At 70.8% G+C, this 17,802-nt stretch carries 23 protein-coding genes; 16 read left to right on the plus strand and 7 right to left on the minus strand.

Annotated features, from left to right (window positions below):
• Positions 1–66: 66 nt before the first annotated feature.
• Together AA23TX_RS04345 and AA23TX_RS04350 are read left to right on the plus strand one after the other, a co-directional pair.
• Positions 67–567, plus strand: a complete 501-nt coding sequence (locus tag AA23TX_RS04345) for a TetR/AcrR family transcriptional regulator (RefSeq protein WP_155541293.1) — start codon at positions 67–69, stop codon at positions 565–567.
• A complete protein-coding gene (locus tag AA23TX_RS04350) occupies positions 564–1,028 on the plus strand; it encodes a DUF2867 domain-containing protein (RefSeq protein ID WP_155541294.1) in 465 nt (154 codons plus the stop codon). Before AA23TX_RS04345 ends, AA23TX_RS04350 begins: the two co-directional genes overlap by 4 nt.
• Here the strand turns inward: AA23TX_RS04350 and AA23TX_RS04355 are convergent.
• On the minus strand, positions 1,000–1,545 hold the full coding sequence (locus AA23TX_RS04355; protein WP_155541295.1) for an NUDIX domain-containing protein: 546 nt from the start codon (positions 1,543–1,545) through the stop codon (positions 1,000–1,002). The genes AA23TX_RS04350 and AA23TX_RS04355 overlap by 29 nt on opposite strands.
• A gap of 37 nt (positions 1,546–1,582) precedes the next feature.
• Here AA23TX_RS04355 and nucS point away from each other — a divergent pair, with 37 nt between their 5' ends.
• Complete coding sequence (nucS, locus tag AA23TX_RS04360) at positions 1,583–2,242, plus strand: endonuclease NucS (protein ID WP_196425177.1); 660 nt, start codon at positions 1,583–1,585, stop codon at positions 2,240–2,242.
• Positions 2,243–2,244: 2 nt separating this feature from the next.
• Positions 2,245–2,448 (plus strand): DUF1653 domain-containing protein, encoded by a 204-nt coding sequence (locus tag AA23TX_RS04365; RefSeq protein ID WP_155541296.1) that lies wholly within the window; start codon positions 2,245–2,247, stop codon positions 2,446–2,448.
• A gap of 3 nt (positions 2,449–2,451) precedes the next feature.
• Here the strand turns inward: AA23TX_RS04365 and AA23TX_RS04370 are convergent, their stop codons facing one another.
• Positions 2,452–3,042, minus strand: coding sequence for a hypothetical protein (locus AA23TX_RS04370; RefSeq protein ID WP_155541297.1), 591 nt, complete (start codon positions 3,040–3,042; stop codon positions 2,452–2,454).
• 432 nt (positions 3,043–3,474) lie between these two features.
• Between AA23TX_RS04370 and AA23TX_RS04375 the strand changes: the two genes are divergently transcribed.
• From AA23TX_RS04375 to AA23TX_RS04410, 8 genes are all read left to right on the plus strand, one after another.
• Positions 3,475–4,251, plus strand: coding sequence for a hypothetical protein (locus AA23TX_RS04375; RefSeq protein WP_155541298.1), 777 nt, complete (start codon positions 3,475–3,477; stop codon positions 4,249–4,251).
• 187 nt (positions 4,252–4,438) lie between these two features.
• Positions 4,439–6,136, plus strand: coding sequence for a sodium:solute symporter family protein (locus AA23TX_RS04380; protein ID WP_155541299.1), 1,698 nt, complete (start codon positions 4,439–4,441; stop codon positions 6,134–6,136).
• Positions 6,137–6,146: 10 nt separating this feature from the next.
• Positions 6,147–6,431, plus strand: a complete 285-nt coding sequence (locus tag AA23TX_RS04385; protein ID WP_155541300.1) for a hypothetical protein — start codon at positions 6,147–6,149, stop codon at positions 6,429–6,431.
• A 47-nt stretch (positions 6,432–6,478) separates the two neighbouring features.
• Positions 6,479–7,483 (plus strand): DUF3558 domain-containing protein, encoded by a 1,005-nt coding sequence (locus tag AA23TX_RS04390; protein WP_230862337.1) that lies wholly within the window; start codon positions 6,479–6,481, stop codon positions 7,481–7,483.
• 77 nt (positions 7,484–7,560) lie between these two features.
• Positions 7,561–8,562 carry a dihydroxyacetone kinase subunit DhaK gene (gene dhaK / locus AA23TX_RS04395; RefSeq protein WP_155541302.1) on the plus strand — a complete coding sequence of 334 codons (1,002 nt, stop codon included), beginning with the start codon at positions 7,561–7,563 and terminating at the stop codon, positions 8,560–8,562.
• A complete protein-coding gene (gene dhaL, locus AA23TX_RS04400; RefSeq protein ID WP_155541303.1) occupies positions 8,562–9,191 on the plus strand; it encodes a dihydroxyacetone kinase subunit DhaL in 630 nt (209 codons plus the stop codon). Before dhaK ends, dhaL begins: the two co-directional genes overlap by 1 nt.
• Positions 9,188–9,871 carry a dihydroxyacetone kinase phosphoryl donor subunit DhaM gene (dhaM, locus tag AA23TX_RS04405; RefSeq protein ID WP_155541304.1) on the plus strand — a complete coding sequence of 228 codons (684 nt, stop codon included), beginning with the start codon at positions 9,188–9,190 and terminating at the stop codon, positions 9,869–9,871. The genes dhaL and dhaM overlap by 4 nt, the downstream gene beginning before the upstream one ends.
• Positions 9,872–9,991: 120 nt before the next feature.
• Positions 9,992–11,761: a 3-hydroxyacyl-CoA dehydrogenase family protein gene (locus tag AA23TX_RS04410; protein WP_155541305.1), complete on the plus strand. Its 1,770-nt coding sequence runs from the start codon at positions 9,992–9,994 to the stop codon at positions 11,759–11,761.
• A gap of 196 nt (positions 11,762–11,957) precedes the next feature.
• Here AA23TX_RS04410 and tsaA read toward each other — a convergent pair whose 3' ends face one another.
• From tsaA to AA23TX_RS04425, 3 genes are read right to left on the minus strand one after another with little or no spacing between them, the layout of a single operon-like run.
• On the minus strand, positions 11,958–12,368 hold the full coding sequence (gene tsaA / locus AA23TX_RS04415; protein ID WP_230862338.1) for a tRNA (N6-threonylcarbamoyladenosine(37)-N6)-methyltransferase TrmO: 411 nt from the start codon (positions 12,366–12,368) through the stop codon (positions 11,958–11,960).
• Positions 12,365–12,793 carry a nucleoside deaminase gene (locus AA23TX_RS04420; RefSeq protein ID WP_155541306.1) on the minus strand — a complete coding sequence of 143 codons (429 nt, stop codon included), beginning with the start codon at positions 12,791–12,793 and terminating at the stop codon, positions 12,365–12,367. The genes tsaA and AA23TX_RS04420 overlap by 4 nt, the downstream gene beginning before the upstream one ends.
• Entirely contained in the window at positions 12,790–13,629 is an 840-nt protein-coding gene (locus AA23TX_RS04425; RefSeq protein ID WP_155541307.1) for an LLM class flavin-dependent oxidoreductase, read from the minus strand. Before AA23TX_RS04425 ends, AA23TX_RS04420 begins: the two co-directional genes overlap by 4 nt.
• Before the next feature lie 93 nt (positions 13,630–13,722).
• Here AA23TX_RS04425 and AA23TX_RS04430 point away from each other — a divergent pair, with 93 nt between their 5' ends.
• Positions 13,723–14,187, plus strand: a complete 465-nt coding sequence (locus AA23TX_RS04430; RefSeq protein ID WP_155541308.1) for an Lrp/AsnC family transcriptional regulator — start codon at positions 13,723–13,725, stop codon at positions 14,185–14,187.
• Positions 14,171–14,695: a P-loop NTPase family protein gene (locus AA23TX_RS04435; RefSeq protein WP_155541309.1), complete on the plus strand. Its 525-nt coding sequence runs from the start codon at positions 14,171–14,173 to the stop codon at positions 14,693–14,695. The genes AA23TX_RS04430 and AA23TX_RS04435 overlap by 17 nt, the downstream gene beginning before the upstream one ends.
• A gap of 1 nt (position 14,696) precedes the next feature.
• Here AA23TX_RS04435 and AA23TX_RS04440 read toward each other — a convergent pair whose 3' ends face one another.
• Positions 14,697–15,173 (minus strand): Lrp/AsnC family transcriptional regulator, encoded by a 477-nt coding sequence (locus tag AA23TX_RS04440; RefSeq protein ID WP_155541310.1) that lies wholly within the window; start codon positions 15,171–15,173, stop codon positions 14,697–14,699.
• Between the two features lie 58 nt (positions 15,174–15,231).
• Here AA23TX_RS04440 and AA23TX_RS04445 point away from each other — a divergent pair, with 58 nt between their 5' ends.
• Positions 15,232–16,350: a trans-sulfuration enzyme family protein gene (locus AA23TX_RS04445; protein WP_155541311.1), complete on the plus strand. Its 1,119-nt coding sequence runs from the start codon at positions 15,232–15,234 to the stop codon at positions 16,348–16,350.
• Here AA23TX_RS04445 and AA23TX_RS04450 read toward each other — a convergent pair.
• A complete protein-coding gene (locus tag AA23TX_RS04450; RefSeq protein ID WP_155541312.1) occupies positions 16,347–16,559 on the minus strand; it encodes an FmdB family zinc ribbon protein in 213 nt (70 codons plus the stop codon). The two genes, AA23TX_RS04445 and AA23TX_RS04450, sit on opposite strands and share 4 nt — an antisense overlap.
• 45 nt (positions 16,560–16,604) lie before the next feature.
• Between AA23TX_RS04450 and AA23TX_RS04455 the strand changes: the two genes are divergently transcribed.
• A complete protein-coding gene (locus AA23TX_RS04455) occupies positions 16,605–17,729 on the plus strand; it encodes an alkaline phosphatase family protein (RefSeq protein WP_155541313.1) in 1,125 nt (374 codons plus the stop codon).
• The last annotated feature ends 73 nt before the right edge of the window (positions 17,730–17,802 follow it).

Consider the following 17,802-nt stretch of genomic DNA (forward strand, 5'->3'; position numbering starts at 1 on the left):
CCCACCCGCGTCCCGGCGGGGGTTTCGTCGTGGCCGAGGTCCATACCATACGGTATGGTCTGGCTCATGGTGAGCAAGCGGGACTGGCTGGACGCGGGGTTGGTGCTGCTGGCGGAGCAGGGCGCGCCGGCGGTGACGATCGAGCGGCTGGCCGAGCGGCTCGGCCTGTCGAAAGGCTCCTTCTACCACCACTTCAAGGGCACGGGCGGCTTCCGCACGGCCCTGCTGGAGCACTTCGAGACCGAGCGCACGACCCGCTTCGTCGAGCAGGCCGAGGCGGCCTCGGGGGACCGCTTGGGCGCGTTGCTGAAGCTCGTTCTCGCGCCCGGACCCGGCCTCGGGCTCGAGATCGCCGTCCGGGCGTGGGCCCTGCAGGACGCCGAAGCGAGGGCGGTCCAGGAGCGTGTCGACCGAGCGCGCGTGGCTTACCTGACCGAGGTCAGCGGCGACGCCGGCCTGGCGCAGGCGCTGTACCTGATCGTCGTCGGTGCCGGGCAGGTCGTGCCGCCGCTGTCCGGCCGGCAGCTGAAGAGTGCGCTTGAACTCGTTCTGGGGAGAAGGAAATGACCGAACCGTTCGTCGAGGGTGCCGACTACGTCGAGTTCAAGGAGATCGAAAGCGAGAACAGCCTGCGCGAGTTCGTCGCCGGCGTGTTCGGCTGGTCGCCCGCCTGGGTGAAAGTCCTGTTCGGCGCCCGGTACCTGCTGGCCAAAGCGCTGCGGCTGGACACCGCGGCCGTTCCGCGCACCGGCCGGCTCCGGCCCGAGGACATCGGGTTCGCGCCCGGCGACCGGGTCGCGTTCTTCACGGTCCGGGCCGGCGACCCGGAGCGCTACCTGGTCGCGGGCGCGGACGACAGCCACCTGAGCGGGTACTTGACGGTCGAAGCCGTGCCTCGTGGCTTCCGGCTCGGCACGATCGTGCACTTCCACAACCGCGTCGGCCCGGCCTACTTTGCGCTGATCAAGCCGTTCCACCACCTGGTGATCCGCGGGATGCTCAGGGCCGGTGCCGCTCGAACAGCATGAGCTGCGCCCACGCGGCGATCGACTGCGCGTCGGTGATCTCGCCGGCCAGGATCATCTTCTCGAGGTCCGCGCGCGAGAACCACGCGCTGCGCATGTCCTGCTCCTCGAGCTCGCGCTCGGGCTCGCCTTCGGTGAGGTCCGTGGCGAGGAACACCCAGCCGCGCTGGCTGCTCATGCCGGCGGCGACGTCGAGCTTGCCGAGCGGCACCATCGAGCCGGCGCGCAGGCCCGTCTCTTCGCGCAGCTCCCGCGCGGCCAGCTCGGCGGGCGGCACGTCGGCCAGATCGGGCGCGGTGCCCTGCGGGAACTCCCAGCGGCGTTCGTCGAGCGGGTAGCGGAACTGCTCGACCAGCCGGAACCGGTCGCCGTCCTGGGCGATGACGAGGGCGTAGTCCGGCTTGTCGATCACGCCGTAGACGCCCGCGGAGCCGTCGGGGCGGCGGATGTCGTCTTCCCGCACGGTCATCCAGTTGTTCCGATACACCTCGCGGGACGCGACACGCTGAATGGGGTCCACGCGCCCAGTATCACCGACCCTGTCCTACCCTCCTCGGGTGCGTCTCGTGATCGCGCGGTGCCAGGTCGACTACGCCGGCCGGCTCACCGCCCACCTGCCGATGGCCACCCGCCTGTTGCTCGTGAAGTCCGACGGGTCGGTGTCGGTCCACTCCGACGACCGCGCGTACAAGCCGTTGAACTGGATGAGCCCGCCCTGCTGGCTGATCGAGGACGGCAATCTCTGGATCGTCGAGAACAAGCAGGGCGAGAAGCTGGTGATCTCCATCGAGCAGGTCTTCCACGACTACTCCCAGGCGCTGGGCGTGGAACCGGGTCTGCAGAAAGACGGCGTCGAGGCCCACCTGCAGGAGCTGCTGGCCGAGCACATCAAGACCCTGGGCGACGGCTACACGCTGGTCCGCCGCGAGTTCCCGACGGCGATCGGCCCGGTCGACATCATGGCCCGCGACGCGGACGGCAAGTCGGTGGCGGTGGAGATCAAGCGCCGCGGCGAGATCGACGGGGTGGAGCAGCTGACGAGGTACCTGGAGCTGCTGAACCGCGACCCGCTGCTGGCCCCGGTCCAGGGCGTGTTCGCGGCCCAGATCATCAAGCCCCAGGCGCGAACGCTGGCGGAGGACCGCGGAATCCGCTGCTTGACGTTGGACTACGACGAGCTGCGCGGCATCGAGTCCGACGAGTTCCGGCTGTTCTGACGGTGGAACCCGGACGGTACGTGCACTACAAGGGCGGCGAGTACGAGGTGCTCGGGGTCGCGCGGCACAGCGAGACGGAAGAAGAGCTGGTCGTGTACCGGGCGCTGTATGGAGCGCGCGGGTTGTGGGTGCGTCCGGAAGCGATGTTCGGAGAGACGGTCGAGACCCCGGACGGCGTGGTGCCGCGCTTCCGGCGGGTGGATTGAGGTTCATCGCACGTCGAAGGCGATCGCGTAGGTGCCGGGCGTCGACAGGTCGCCGAGGATGAGCAGGCCGTGGTCCGCGAGGCCGTCGGCGTCGAAGGTGCACGAGTAGGTTTTGCCGCGAGCGAAACTCGAGATGTGGTTCTCACCCTTGATCATCATGCCGCCGCGTGGCGATAGCTGCTCGCCGGTATCGGGGTCGAGGGTGGACCAGGCTCCCGAGCCGCACCACCAGACCCGCATGGCGTCCGCGTTGGTGTCGTCGTCGTTGCCCGTCCGCACGGTCGCGGACACGCGCAGCGCGAACTCACCGGTGAACCGGCTGCGCGACTTCTTGATCTCGGTGATGGTGCCCGTCGCGGTGGCGGGACCGGACGGCGAGCCCTGCGCCTCGGGGTAGCTGCCCATCTGCTCCCCGACCTGCTTGGTGATCCGGCCCGGTGCCGCGGGTGCCGCGACACCGGCGGCGGACGGCTCGGCCGCGGGCTGGGTGGTCGTGACGGTCACGGTCGTGGTGGCCGCCGGCGCGGCAGTCCCGCCCGAGCAGCCGGCCAGCAGCCCTGCCGTGGCCATCATCGCGACGATCGTTCGCTTCATCGGCACCTCCGTGATCGTGGGAAGAAGATCGCGGGAAGCGCGCCCGTTGTTTCAGGTGCGGGTGACCTCGGTGCCTCCGCTCGGCCCGAGGGGCGGGCCCAGCGCCGATACCGGATCGATGCCCAATTGCGGTATCTGATTCCCGGATGATTCCTCCGCAAGGAAATCGTTAACCCGATAGGCGTCCGAGAAGTGATCGGCTCCTTTCTGACCTGCCTTTTTGCGCTGTTCGGGTGAGTTCGGGATCCTTTCACGTGCGCCAGTGGCACACTCATTTCGAGGGGTTCCGCCGGCGCGTCCGGCGTGGCCGGAGGGTGGTGCGCTCGGCCGTCTTTCTTTGTCGTGCCTACGTTTCAGTCCGCCTTCGAGCTCGTGTGCGCGCGCCTGTCCGGCCGGTGCGCGCGCGTTTTCGCCTGCACGGAGGAGGAAGTCATGCGTTACCGCCCACTCGGTTCCGATCCGGCCGACCCGCGCCTGGGCCGGTTCATTCCGGACGACTGGCGGCACGTGGAAAGGTATCCGCTCACCGCGCTGTCCGACGACGACCGGCCCACGCAGGCGCCCGTCGTGATCGGGGTGAACTGGTACTCCGCGTTCGACACCCCGGAGAAGGACGAGGCCTCCGGCGAGTTCTTCATCGCCAAGGCCGGCGTCAAGAAGCTGGGCCGGATCCGCGGCGGCCACTGCGTCTGCCTCGAGCCGGGCGGCACCCCGGACACCGACGCCAACTACGCGTTCTACGACCAGGGCAAGGAAGGCGCCTGCGTCGGCTTCGGCTGGTCGCGCTGCATGTCGATCTTCAACGGCAGCGAGTACACCGCCCGCTGGCTCTGGGACTCGGCCAAGAAGCGCGACGAGTGGCCCGAGACCAACCCCGGCGACGACAACGGCACGTCGGTCCGCGCCGCGGCCGAAGTGCTCAAGGAGGCCGGGCACGTCCTCTGGGACGACTCGTACGCCAACGACGACTGGCAGGCGCGCGAGAAGTACCCGCCCGAGGCCAAGCAGGGCATCAAAGCGTTCCGCTGGGCCAAGTCGGTCGACGACGTGCACTCGGTGCTCGCCAACCCGCGGGCCGACGAGCTCGGCGCGGTGCCGCTGCTCAACTCGTGGGGCCCGGGCTACCCGCACCGCACCTACCTGCCCGACGCCGTGCTCGCCAAGCTGATCGAAGAAGACGGCGAGATCGCGGTTCCCACCGACCGGTGATCCACAACCGCTCCCGCGGTGCGTGACAGAAGGCGCGTTTCCCCAGCTCAAAGGCAGGGGGGACGCGCCTTCTGACCACTTTGGACACGTCGGCGTGCCGACCCTGAATCCATGCAGTACTGTCCGGATCCGACAGGACAGTGGTGATTCCTGTGGGTTGTTGTCCAGTTGAAAAGAGGTGGGTCGGATGCTCGTCCTAGCCGATGCGAACCTGCGACTCGACGCGAGCGCGATCGATTACATCGAGTTGGCGTTCTACTTCGTGCTGGTGCTCGGCATCGGGTACCTGGCACGGCGTCAGGTGTCCAGCAGTCTCGACTTCTTCCTGTCGGGCCGCTCGCTGCCCGCCTGGGTCACCGGCCTGGCGTTCATCTCGGCGAACCTCGGCGCGGTCGAGGTCATGGGCATGTCGGCCAACGGCGCCCAGTACGGCCTGCCGACCGTCCACTACTTCTGGATCGGCGCGATCCCGGCGATGCTGTTCCTCGGCATCGTGATGATGCCGTTCTACTACGGCTCCAAGGTCCGCAGCGTTCCCGAGTTCATGCGCCGCCGCTTCGGCAAGCCGGCCCACCTCGTCAACGGCGTCAGCTTCGCCGCCGCTCAGATCCTGATCGCGGGCGCGAACCTGTTCCTGCTGGCCAGCGTGGTGAACCTGCTGCTCGGCTGGCCGCTCTGGGTGTCGATCATCGTCGCCGCCGCGATCGTGCTCTCCTACACCGCGCTCGGCGGTCTCTCCGCGGCGATCTACAACGAGGTCCTGCAGTTCTTCGTGATCGTCATCGCCCTGGTCCCGCTGACCATCATCGGCCTGGTCAAGGTCGGCGGCTGGCAGGGCCTGGTCGACAAGGTCACCAACAGCCCGGGCGGCACCGCGCAGCTGCACTCGTGGCCCGGTGACAACCTGACCGGCTTCGGCAACAACATCCTGTCGATCCTCGGCATCGTGTTCGGTCTCGGCTTCGTGCTGTCGTTCGGTTACTGGACGACGAACTTCGTCGAGGTCCAGCGCGCGATGGCGTCGAAGAGCATGTCCGCCGCGCGGCGCACGCCGATCATCGGCGCGTTCCCGAAGATGCTGGTCCCGTTCATCGTGATCATCCCGGGCATGATCGCCGCCGTCACCGTCTCCGAGTACGTCAAGGACAAGCAGGTCCTGCTCGACGGCGGCAAGGCGGAAAGCGGCGTCACGTTCAACAACGCACTCCTGCTGCTGATGCGCGACCTGCTGCCGAACGGCATGCTCGGCATCGCGATCGCCGGTCTGCTGGCCTCGTTCATGGCCGGCATGGCCGCGAACCTCAGCTCCTTCAACACGGTCTTCACGTACGACATCTGGCAGACGTACATCAAGAAGGACAAGCCGGATGGCTACTACCTGCGCCTCGGGCGCGTGGTGACGTCGGTCGGCACGATCCTCGCCATCGGCACCGCGTTCATCGCGTCGAACTCCGGCAACATCCTGAACTACCTGCAGGATCTGTTCTCCTTCTTCAACGCGCCGTTGTTCGCGACGTTCATCCTGGGCATGTTCTGGAAGCGGATGACGCCGCACGCCGGCTGGAGCGGCCTCGTGCTCGGTACCGCGTCCGCGATCACCGTTTGGGGACTGTCGCAGGCCGGGGTGATCGGCCTGAGCGGCCAGGGCACCAGCTTCGTCGCCGCGGGGACCGCGTTCGTCGTCGACATCGTGGTGAGCGTCGCGGTGTCGCTGGCGACCAAGCCGAAGCCGGACGAAGAGCTGGTGGGGCTGGTCTACTCGCTGACCCCGAAGGAAACGCGCAAGCACGACGACACCGGCGAGAACGCGGGCTGGTACCGCAGGCCGGGCCTGCTCGCCGGCATCGTGCTCATCCTGACCATCGCCCTCAACGTCATCTTCTAGGAGGTCCGTCATGGCTACCGAGTCCGGCGCGCGACCGCGGAAGGCGGGCGCTTTCGACATCCGGCTGATCATCGCCCTGCTGATCGGCGTCTACGGCGTGATCCTCACGGTGATGGGCCTCTGGTTCACGTCCGACGCCGAGCGGGAGAAGGCGGCCGGGGTGAACATCAACCTGTGGGCGGGCCTCGGCATGCTGGTGGTCTCCGCGGCGTTCATCATCTGGGCGCGGGTCCGGCCGCTCGTCGTGCCGGCCGAGCCCGAGGACGCCGACACACCGCCCGCGAAGGTCGAATAGCCGGGTTGTCCGGACAGGGACGCGAGGTTCCGGCTACCGTGCACCGCGTGCTCCCTGACGTTCGACGCCGCCGTCTCCTGAAGCTGTTCCTGCTGGTCACCGCCCTCGCGCTGCCGCTGACCGCGTGCGGGCAGGACCTCGGCAAGTCCAACTTCGCGCGGACGACGGTGCCCGCGGCGGCCGGCGCCGGCCAGATCTCCGACGGCCCGATCACCGACGCCGCCGTGGCGGCGAACGTGCTGCGCACGATCAAGCCGTGCCAGTTCCTGACCAAGGAGGCGCTCGGCGCGCTGGGTCTCGGCACGGTCGAGGACGACCCGTCGCCGTCGTCGATCGCCTTCGACCGGTGCGGCAACAAGGTGAAGGACCCCGGCGGCAAGGAGATCCGGCTCGACTTCGAGATCGGCAACACCCTGCTGCCGCACGCGGACAAGACGACCGGGCAGGCCGGCGGGCTGCCACTGCGCGTCGACAAGACCGACGAGACCAGCTGCACGGTCGCGACCATGACGGCCCTGAACCCGGACATGGCCCTGACGCTCACGGTCACCTACCCCGGCGACCCGTGCCGGCCCGGCCGGACGCTGATGGACGCCATCGTGCAGAAGGTGCACAACTCGCCGGAGAAGTACTCGACGCCGGCGGGCACGCTGCTGACCGCCGACCCCTGCGCGATGGCCGACACGACGGCGGTGGCCGCCACCGTGCCGTCGGCGAAGTCCGCGCCCTCGGGCCTGCACTCCTGCCAGTGGCGGAGCAACGGCGCCAACCCGGCCGTGACCGTCGAGTTCCAACCGGGACTGCCGCCGATCGCCGGGGACGGTTACTCCAAGGTGGACCTCGGCAACGGCGTGACGGCCTTCCGGAAGCAGGCCGACGGGAGCGCGTCGCGGTGCTCGGTGGAGTGGCAGCACCGGCCGTGGCAGGGCGACGACGTCGAACTGGCCCAAGTGGACTACGAGAACTACAACGCCAAGCCGGACACCGACGACCCGTGCGGCAAGGCGGTCACCGTCGCGAAGAACGTCGTCACGAAGCTCCCCAAACCCTGACCGGCCTTGACCTGGCGGCGGGCCGCGCGGAGAGGTAGGAAGGGGACACCCACCCGCCGAAGTTGCCGGAGGCTGCCGTGAAGAAGATCATCAACGATCCGGCGAACGTCGTCGCGGAGTCGCTGCGGGGCCTCGCCGCCGCGCACGCCGACATCCTGCGCGTCCAGGAGGATCCGGACGTCGTGGTCCGCGCCGACGCGCCGGTGGCCGGCCAGGTCGCCGTCATCTCCGGGGGTGGCTCCGGGCACGAGCCGCTGCACGGCGGGTTCGTCGGCCAGGGCATGCTCGCCGCCGCCGTGCCCGGCGCGGTGTTCACCTCACCGACGCCCGACGCCGTGCAGGCCGCCGTCACCGCGACCACCGGCGACGCGGGCGCCCTGCTCATCGTCAAGAACTACACCGGCGACGTGCTGAACTTCGAGACGGCCGCCGAGCTGGCCGCCGCCGACGGCCTGGAGGTGCGCAGCGTCGTGATCGACGACGACGTCGCGGTCAAGGACTCGACCTACACCGCGGGCCGCCGCGGGGTCGGCGGCACGGTGCTGCTGGAGAAGATCACCGGCGCGGCCGCCGAGCGCGGCGACTCGCTCGACGCCGTGACCGCGCTGGCGCAGAAGGTGATCGGCCAGGTGCGGTCGATCGGCGTCGCGCTGACCGCGCCGACCGTGCCGCACGCCGGCACCCCGAGCTTCGACCTCGGCGACGGCGAGATCGAGTTCGGCATCGGCATCCACGGCGAGCCCGGCCGCGAGCGGATCCCGCTCGAACCGGCCGACGCGCTGGTGGCGCGGCTGGTCCAGGCGGTGGTGGAGGACCTGCCGTTCGAATCCGGTGACCGCGTGCTGCTGTTCACCAACTCGATGGGCGCAACCCCGCTCGTCGAGCTGTACCTGGCGCACGGCATCGCCGAGCGGCTGCTGGCCGAGCGTGGGATCGTGGTCGAACGCCGGCTGGTCGGCCCGTACATCACCAGCCTCGAGATGCAGGGGATGAGTCTGACGTTGCTCAAACTGGACGACGAGCTGACCGAGCTCTGGGACGCCCCGGTGAACACCGCGGCGCTGCGGTGGGGGGTCTGATGACCTGCAAGGCCGACGGGGTCGCGGCGGCCGTGCGCGCCGCGGCGGCCGTCGTCGCCGAGCACCGCGCCGAGCTGATCGACCTCGACCGCGCGATCGGCGACGGCGACCACGGCGAGAACCTGAACCGGGGGTTCACCGCCGTCGTCGCGGCTCTGGACGCGAGCCCGCCGGACACGCCGGGTGCGGTCCTCAAGCTCGTCGCGACGACGTTGATCTCCAAGGTCGGCGGGGCCGCGGGACCGTTGTACGGCACGGCTTTCCTGCGGGCCTCGACGAAGCTCGGTACTGCCGAGGACCTCGACGTTCCGGCCCTCCTGGAGGCGTTGCGCGCGGGACTCGAGGGCGTCCAGGCCCGGGGGAAGGCCGTGGGCGGCGACGCGACCATGGTCGACGCCCTGATCCCGGCGGTCTCGGCCGCGGAGAAGGCGGCCGAGGACGGCGGGGGCGTCGCCGCGGTGCTGACGGCGGCGGCCGACGCGGCCGACCGCGGCGCGGAGTCCACTGTGGACCTGGTGCCGCGCAAGGGCCGGGCGTCCTACCTGGGCGAGCGGGCGGTGGGGCACCTGGATCCCGGCGCGCGGTCGTCGGCACTGCTGCTGCGCGCGTTCGCCGAGGCTGCCCGGTGAGCGTCGGCATCGTGCTCGTCTCGCACAGCTCGAAGCTCGCCGAGGGGCTGGCGGAGCTGGCCGCCCAGATGGCGCCGGACGTCACCATCTTGGCCGCGGGGGGTCTTTCCGACGGCTCGATCGGCACGGACTACGACGAGGTCGTCGCGGCCACGCAGCGCGCCGACTCCGGCGACGGCGTCGTGCTGCTCTACGACCTCGGCAGCGCGCAGATGACCGCCGAGCTGGCCGTCGAATCGCTGGCCGACCCCTCGGCCGCCCTGGTCGCGGACGGCCCGCTGGTCGAAGGCGCGATCGCGGCGGCGGTCGCGGCGCAGTCGGGCAAGGACCGCAAGGCGGTGGCGGAGGCCGCCGCGGCCGCCGGGATGCCCGAGGACCTCACTCCGGCCGAGCCCGCCCCCGGCGATGGCGGTGATGGCGGCGAGGTCGAGCTGGTGCTGCGGAACGAGGTCGGGCTGCACGCGCGGCCGGCCGCGGTGCTGGCGCGTGCCCTGAGCGCGTTCGACGCCGAGGTCTCCGTCCGGCTCGGTGACCAGGAGGCCGACGCCCACAGCGTGCTGGCGCTGATGTCGCTCGGTGCCCGCCAGGGCGACCGGATCCGCGTACGGGCACGCGGACCGCAGGCGCCCGCCGCCCTGGACAAGGCGAAAGAGCTGGTGGACGGCAACTTCGGCGAGTGAATCCGGCTCGCCGACCGGGTGACTTGCGCGGTACTGACTCGATTCCGTCTGGGCTTCCGACGGTCCCGTGTGGCAGAGTCAGGGGCCAATTACCAGCGAGTAACATCTCTGGAGGCCTCGATGGCGCGGGACATCTCGACGGTCGGAGTGGTCGGCCTGGGCACGATGGGGGCCGGGATCGCCGAAGTGCTCGCGCGCAGCGGGCTCGACGTCGTCACGGTCGAGCTCGACGAAGCCGGCGTCGCCCGGGGCCGCGGGCACCTCGAGCACTCGACCGAGCGCGCTCTTTCCGGCGGCAAGCTCGACGCGGACGGGCGCGCGGAGCTGCTCGGCCGGATCCGGTACAGCACCTCGCTCTCCGATCTGTCCGATGTGGACCTCGTGATCGAGGCGATCCCGGAGAGCCTGGAACTGAAGGCGGACGTCCTCACGGAGCTGGACAAGATCACCCGGCCCGAGGTCGTGTTCGCGTCCAACACGTCGTCGCTGTCGATCACCGAGATCGGGGTGCACACCACGCGGCCCGGCAAGGTCGTCGGCATGCACTTCTTCAACCCGGCGCCGGTGCAGAAGCTCGTCGAGATCGTGAAGACCGTGGTCACCGAGCCGGAGGTGGTCACCGAGGTGGTGGCGTTCGCCGAGCGGCTCGGCAAGGTGCCGGTGGTGATCGGCGACCGGGCCGGCTTCATCGCGAACGCGCTGCTGTTCGGCTACCTCAACCACGCGGTGCGGATGTACGAGCAGCGCTACGCCACGCGCGAGGACCTCGACGCCGCGATGCGCTTCGGCTGCGGGTACCCGATGGGGCCGCTCGCGCTGCTCGACCTGATCGGCCTCGACACCGCGTACGAGATCCTCGACACGATGTACCACCAGTCCCGCAACCGGCTGCACGCGCCGGCGCCGCTGCTCAAGCAGATGATCACGGCGGGCCAGCTGGGACGCAAGACCGGCCGCGGCTTCTACGCCTACGACGCGCCGGATTCGCCCACCGTGGTCTCGGACGCTTCTGTGAAGTCCACAGTGGAGGGTGTGCCGCCGCGGCCGGTGGCCCGGGTCGGCGTGGTCGGCACGGGGACGATGGCGACCGGCATCGCGGAGGTGTTCGCCAAGCGCGGTCTCGAGGTCGTGCTGCGCGCCCGGAGCCTGGAGAAGGCGCAGGCGTCGGTGGCTCGCGTCAAGAAGTCGCTCGACAAGGCTGTGGTCAAGGGCAAGCTGTCCGAAGAGGACGCCGCTCTCGCACTGGGGCGGATCACCCCGGTGACCGACTTCGAGGCGCTGGCCGACGTCGACTTGGTCGTCGAAGCCGTGGCCGAGGAGCTGCCGGTGAAGCAGGCGGTGTTCGCGGCGCTGGACGAAGTCGTCCGCCCGGGCGCGGTGCTGGCGACGACGACGTCTTCGCTGCCGGTGATCGAGTGCGCGGCGGCGACGTCCCGGCCGTCCGACGTGATCGGTCTCCACTTCTTCAACCCGGCCCCGGTGATGAAGCTGGTGGAGGTGGTCTCGACGATCGCGACCGCCCCGGACGTGGTCGCGACGGCGAGCGCGGTCTGTTCGGCGGTGGGCAAGCACGCTGTCCACTGTGGAGACCGCGCGGGTTTCATCGTCAACGCGCTGCTGTTCCCGTACCTGAACGACGCGGTGAAGATGCTGGAGGCCCACTACGCGGGGGCGAACGACATCGACACGGCGATGAAGGTGGGCTGCGGCCTGCCGATGGGCCCGTTCGAGCTACTGGACGTGGTCGGGCTGGACGTGTCGCTGGCCATCCAGCGGACGCTGTACAACGAGTTCCGCGAGGAGGGTTTCGCACCGGCGCCGCTGCTGGAGCACCTCGTGACGGCCGGACGGCTGGGCCGGAAGACCGGGAAGGGCTTCAAGGATTACTGATCAGCTTCCCAGGCTCAGCGCGACGTTCCCGTGCCGGCGCCGCCTGAGCGTCCCGTCCCGAGTGCGCCTTGGGGGAGCACGGTTCCCGCGGCGTTGTAGACCGTGACCGTCGTCCCGGTCGTAATGTCCGAGTATCCGCCGGAGCGGCCACAGGTGCTGTAGGCGTACCCGCCGCTGTTCAGCGTGAACGTGCGGCTCAGCGGCCGGCGACCTCGACGAGGACCGGTTTCACGTCCAGGACCGGGGTGCCGTCGATGGCTTCCAGGCCCGTCACCGTGAGCGTGCCGTTCTCGACCGCCGTCACCGTCACGGTGTGGAGGCCGATCGGGTTCGGGCGGTCCGGGGAGCGCGTCGAGAAGACCCCTTCGCGGGGGCGGCCCGGGTCGCTGCGCGGGTGCACCGACTGGACGTCGCGGTCGGCTTCGTGCAGCCACGTCAGCAGGACCAGGCGGTCGCCCGGGCGGAGGTCGGCCGCCGCCGGGTGGAACTCCGGGGCGAACACCACCCGGGCCGGTGGGGCGCCCTCGTCGCCCTGCTTCGGGGCCGTCCCACGGTCCTGGAGCGACGACTCGACGTGCGCCACCGGCCGCACCTCGTAGCTCGTCACCGGTAATAACCCTCGACCGGCACGCGAGCCTCGTCGAACAGTGCCGGGCCCTGGAGCTCGTGCCCGCCCCACGTGACCGGCGGGCGCAGCGTGAGGAACTGTTCCGTCGACAGCGCGTACACGACGCGGCCGAGCCCGGACCGCTCGATCGCGCCGGTGCACATCCCGCACGGCTGGGTGCTGGTGAACATCGTGGTCGCCGCGGCGGCCTCCGGTGCCAGGTTCTGCGCCGCCCAGCGGGCGAGCTTCAGCTCCGGGTGCGCCGTGATGTCGTTGTCGGTCAACGAGGTGTTGCGGTCCTCGGCGAGGACCTTGCCGTCCGCGTCGGCCAGCAGGGAGCCGAACGGCGGGTTGCCGTGTTCCTCGCGCGCTTCACGGGCGAGCTCGATCGCGCGCCGCAACAGGGCTTCTTCGGTGTCCTTCACCGGATCTCCTTCCAAGACGCGGCCACGGCCGCCAAGTCCCGCCACGCGACCTCCGGGTGGAGGGTCTCGGCGGGGTCCGCATCGAACGGGTCGAGCACGACGGTGTCCGCGCCGAGCATCCGCAACTGCGCCAGGTCGTCGAGGACCTGGTCGAGAGTGCCTTCCCCGGCACGCCGCTCCGGTCCGGTCACCGCGGTTCCTGTCACCCGCAAGAGGATCCGCGGCGCGAACGCCGGCACCGGCCGGTCGCCGGCCACGTTTTGCAGGCGCTCCAGGCCTTCCCGGAACCCGGACATCGTCATCCGCAACGGGTGCCACGCGTCGCCGAGCTCCACCGCACGGCGCAGCCCGGCGTCGCTGTGCCCGCCCAGCCACAGCGGGATCGGGCCGGCCCGGTAGTCGTCGTGGTCGGCCCAGGCCGCGCGGATCGTCCGGAGGTATTCGCTGGTGAGCTTCCCGCGCTGCTCGAACGGGACGCCGAGCGCGTCGAACTCCTGCTTCGCCCAGCCGATGCCGGCGCCGAGCACGAGCCGGCCGCCGCTGAGCGCGTCGAGGTTCGCCGCCATCCGGGCCACCAGCAGGGGATGCCGGTACGGCACGACCAGCACGGTGGTGCCGAGCCGCACCCACTCGGTGACGCCCGCGAGCCACGACAACGTCGTGAACGGCTCGTAGAACGGCGCCGGGTACTGGCCGGCGACGTCCGGCGTGATCGCGACGTGGTCGGAAACCATCAGCAGGTCGTAGCCGAGGCCTTCCACGGTCCGCGCCCAGGCGCGCAGCACGCCGGGGTCGGTGCCGGGACCGAAGTTGGGGACGTTCACGCCGATCTTCACCACGAAAGGCTATCGAGGTCAAAGCCGTGATCGGAAGGGAATGATCACGGTGTTCGGCGGCTCCGGCCGTGGATCTCGCGGTAGATTCGCCCGGTGACCGAGACTCTCGATCAGACGGACTGGGCCATCCTGGTCGAGCTCCAGCAGGACGCCCGGCTGCCGCTCACCGAACTGGGCCGCCGCGTGAACCTCAGCGCGTCGGCCACGACCGAACGGCTCCGGCGGCTCGAGTCGGCCGGGGTGATCACCGGCTACCGCGCCGACATCGACCTCGGCAAGGTCGGCTACCCGGTGCTCGCCGTCGTCCGGCTCAAGTACCCCGGCAGCCGGCACGACGCGCTGCACAAGCTGCTCGGCGAGCGCCTCGAGATCCTCGAATGCCTGCGCACCACCGGCGACGACTGCTACACGCTCAAGGTCGCGGCGGCCTCGATGGCCCACCTCGAGCACACGATGGACGAGCTGGCCCAGTTCGGCAGCACGACCACGAGCATCGTCTACAGCCAGACACTGCCCTACCGCGGACCGCGGGAGCCCGCCCGTGATCTCGACGCCTGAGCGGATCGTCGTCTACGGCGTGACCGGCTCGGGCAAGTCGACGCTCGCGGCCCGCATCGCCGAGCGCACCGGCCTGCCCTACGTCTCGGCCGACGACCTGACCTGGCAGCCGGGCTGGGTCCAGGTGCCCGACGAGGAGCAGCGCCGCCGCCTCGCCGAGGTGTGCGCGGGGGAGCGCTGGGTCCTCGACGCGGCGTACAGCAGGTGGAAGGACGTCGTGCTGCCGCGCACGCAGCTCATCGTGGGTCTCGACTACCCGCGCTGGCTTTCGCTGGCCCGCCTGGTGCGCCGGACCGCCCTGCGCTCGGTGACCCGAGAGCGGATCTGCAACGGCAACGTCGAGTCGTTCCGTCAGATGTTCTCCACGGACTCGATCATCCGCTGGCACTTCAGGTCGTTCGCGAAGAAGCGGGCGACCATCCGGGGCTGGGCCGCCGAACCGCCGTGCCCCGCGGTCGTCCGGCTGACGTCCGCGCGCGAGACCCGCCGCTGGTTCGCGACGCTGTGACTCAGGCACCCGGCGGGAGCAGCGGTCCACCGCTCCAGTGCTGGAAGACGAGGTTCGTGTGCACGCGGGCGACCTCGTCCCGGGAGGTCAGCTCGTCGAGGACCAGGCGCTGCAGCTCGCCGGCGGAGCTGGTCGCGACGTGCGCGAGGAAGTCGTCCGGCCCGGTCAGATGGTAGACCGCGCGCACCTCGGGCAGGGACAGCAGGTGCTCGATGAACGGGTCCACCAGCGGCCGCCGGTGCGGGCGGACCTGCACGAACAGGAACGCCTCCAGTGGACGGCCCAGCTTCGCCGCGTCGACGGACGCGTGCTGCCCGGTGATCACGCCGGTGTCCCGCAGCCGGGCGACGCGGTCCAGGCACGTCGACGGCGCGATGCCGACCGCGGCCGCCAGGTCCTTGTTGGTGACCCGGGCATCGTTCTGGAGCAGGCGCAGAATCTCGAGGTCGACCGGACTCAGTTCGACAGAATCGGACATCGGCGAATGATATCCGAGACTGTTGCCTCGGATCCGGTGAAAGCTCGACCATGCTGCCATGACTTCCTCGCTGCGCACGCGTGCCGTCCACGCCGGCCGTGACGACCTCACGGACCTCGGGGTGCACGCCGTCCCGCTCGACCTGTCGACGACCTACCCCTCCCGCGACAGTGCCGCCGAAGCCGCCCGGATCGACGAGTTCGCCGCCGGTGGCGAACTCGACGGCCCGCCGATCTACGGCCGGGTCGGGAACCCGACCGTCGAACGGTTCGAGCGGGCGCTCGCCGAGCTCGAAGGCTTCGAGCACGGCGTCGCGTTCGCCAGCGGGATGGCCGCCGTCTCGGCCTGCCTGCTTTCCGCGGTGGCGCAAGGGAAACGGCACGTCGTCGCCGTCCGCCCGCTCTACGGCTGCAGCGACCACCTGCTCGAGTCCGGGCTGCTCGGCACCGAGGTCACCTGGGCCGCGCCGGACGCCGTCGCCGCCGCGCTGCGGCCCGACACCGGGCTGGTGTTCGTCGAGACGCCGGCGAACCCGACGCTCGCCGAGACCGACATCGCCGCGCTGGCGGCCGCCTGCGGGGACGTGCCTCTCTTGGTGGACAACACCTTCGCGACCCCGGTGCTCCAGCGCCCGGGCCGCCACGGTGCGCGGATCGTGTTGCACAGCGCGACGAAGTTCCTCGGCGGCCACGGCGACGTGATGGGCGGGATCGTGGCGTGCGACGCCGAGGAAGCCGCCCGGCTCCGGCAGATCCGCTTCGCGACCGGTGGTGTGCTGCACCCGCTCGCCGGATACCTGTTGCTGCGCGGGCTTTCCACGCTGCCTTTGCGCGTCAACGCCGCTTCGACCACCGCGGCGACGCTGGCCTCACGGCTCGGCGACCACCCGGCGGTGACGGCCGTCCACTACCCGCGTCTCGGCGGGCCGCTGGTGGCGTTCGAGGTCGACGGCGACCCGCACGCCCTGATCGGCGCGGTCCGGCTGATCACGCCGGCCGTCAGCCTCGGCAGCGTCGACACCCTGATCCAGCACCCGGGGTCGATCAGCCACCGGATCGTCGACGCGGGCGACCGGCACGACGCGGGCGTGTCCGACCAGCTGATCCGCCTGTCGGCCGGGCTCGAGGACGTCGAGGACCTCTGGGCCGACCTGGAGCAGGCGCTGAAGGTGCTCTAGCCGCAGCAGCCGCCGCCACAACAGCCACCGCCACCGCCCGCCGGGACCGTGGATCCGCTCGCGGCCCCGGTGAGGGCGATCGTGGTGAGCAGCTTGACGGTGTCGGCGTGGCCCTCCGGGCAGGCCGCCGGCGCGCTCGATTCGCTCATCGGGCGCAGGAGCTCGAAGGTCTCGGTGCACTCGCGGCAGCGGTAGGCGTAGGTCGGCATGCCGCGATTATCGCCGGAGTGCCCCGCGGGTGGGAAGCTGGGCGCGTGCAGCCGCCCACGCTCGCCGACGTCCCGCACCTCGGCCAGGTCGTCCCGTCCCTGCTCGCCGCGCTCGGGGTGCCCGGCTGCGGGAACACGCTGAGGTTGCCGGAGGCCCGCAGCGCCGGGGTCCTGCTGGTGGACGGGCTCGGCTGGGAGCTGCTGGCCGAGCACGCGGCGGACGCGCCGGTGCTGACCGAGCTGGCCCGGGAGCCGCTGCGCGTGGGTTTCCCGTCCACGACGGCCGCCGGGGTGGCGGCGATCGGCACCGGGCTCGCCTCCGGCGAGCACGGCATGGTCGGCTACACGTTCGAGATGCCGGGCACCGGCGTGCTGAACGCGTTGCGCTGGTGCAGCCACGAAGACGGCAGCGACCTGCGTGGCGCCCTCCCGCCCCGCGAGGTGCAGCCGCTGCCGACGACGTTCGAGCGGGCCGCCGCGGCGGGCATCGACGCGGCCGTGGTGTCGGCCGCCAAGTTCCGCGACACCGCCCTGACCCTGGCCACGCAGAGCGGAGCGCGGTACGCCGGGGTGCACGCGCTCGGTGACCTCGCCGCGCGGACGCTGTCCGTGCTCGACGGGCGCGCGTTCTGCTACGCCTACCACGGTGACCTCGACCTGCTGGGGCACGTCTACGGCCCCGGCTCGGCCGCGTGGCGGGCGCAGCTGCGGCAGGTCGACCGGCTCGTCGAGTCCCTTGTGGACGGTCTGCCGGCCGGTGCCCTGCTCGCGGTGGTCGCCGACCACGGGATGGTCGCCGTCGACGACCAGCTCGACCTCGAAGACGTCCCGGAGCTGCTTTCCGGGGTCCGGACCTTCGGGGGCGAGGTGCGGGCCCGGCACGTCTACACCGAGCCGGGCGCGGCCGCGGACGTCCTCGCGGCCTGGCGGGCGGTGCTGGGTGAGCGGGCCTGGGTGCGGTCGCGCGAGGAGGCCGTCGCCGAGGGGTGGTTCGGGCACACCGTCAGCGACCGGGTGCTGCCGCGGATCGGCGACGTCGTCGCGGCGGCCCGGGGGCGGTTCGGGATGGTGCGGGGGCTGGCCGAGGCCGTGGAGACGTCGCTGATCGGGCAGCACGGGTCGCTCACCACGGCCGAACAGCTGGTGCCGCTGGCGCTCGCCCAGGGGTGAGCGGGCGGATTTCCGGGAACGTGCTCCGGCGGGAACTTTCCCGATCGGTGTGCCGACCTGTCCACTGCGTACC

The sequence above is a fragment of the Amycolatopsis camponoti genome (assembly GCF_902497555.1).
GTDB classification, from domain to species: Bacteria; Actinomycetota; Actinomycetes; order Mycobacteriales; family Pseudonocardiaceae; genus Amycolatopsis; species Amycolatopsis camponoti.

Bases quoted from the DNA above. Each gene is read 5' to 3' on its own strand.
- AA23TX_RS04370 (WP_155541297.1), bottom strand. From the start codon at position 3,042: ATGAAGCGAACGATCGTCGCGATGATGGCCACGGCAGGGCTGCTGGCC.
- AA23TX_RS04440 (WP_155541310.1), bottom strand. From the start codon at position 15,173: ATGTCCGATTCTGTCGAACTGAGTCCGGTCGACCTCGAGATTCTGCGC.
- dhaL (WP_155541303.1), top strand. From the start codon at position 8,562: ATGACCTGCAAGGCCGACGGGGTCGCGGCGGCCGTGCGCGCCGCGGCG.
- AA23TX_RS04375 (WP_155541298.1), top strand. From the start codon at position 3,475: ATGCGTTACCGCCCACTCGGTTCCGATCCGGCCGACCCGCGCCTGGGC.
- AA23TX_RS04450 (WP_155541312.1), bottom strand. From the start codon at position 16,559: ATGCCGACCTACGCCTACCGCTGCCGCGAGTGCACCGAGACCTTCGAG.
- AA23TX_RS04380 (WP_155541299.1), top strand. From the start codon at position 4,439: ATGCTCGTCCTAGCCGATGCGAACCTGCGACTCGACGCGAGCGCGATC.
- AA23TX_RS04410 (WP_155541305.1), top strand. From the start codon at position 9,992: ATGGCGCGGGACATCTCGACGGTCGGAGTGGTCGGCCTGGGCACGATG.
- AA23TX_RS04445 (WP_155541311.1), top strand. From the start codon at position 15,232: ATGACTTCCTCGCTGCGCACGCGTGCCGTCCACGCCGGCCGTGACGAC.
- AA23TX_RS04385 (WP_155541300.1), top strand. From the start codon at position 6,147: ATGGCTACCGAGTCCGGCGCGCGACCGCGGAAGGCGGGCGCTTTCGAC.
- AA23TX_RS04345 (WP_155541293.1), top strand. From the start codon at position 67: ATGGTGAGCAAGCGGGACTGGCTGGACGCGGGGTTGGTGCTGCTGGCG.
- AA23TX_RS04350 (WP_155541294.1), top strand. From the start codon at position 564: ATGACCGAACCGTTCGTCGAGGGTGCCGACTACGTCGAGTTCAAGGAG.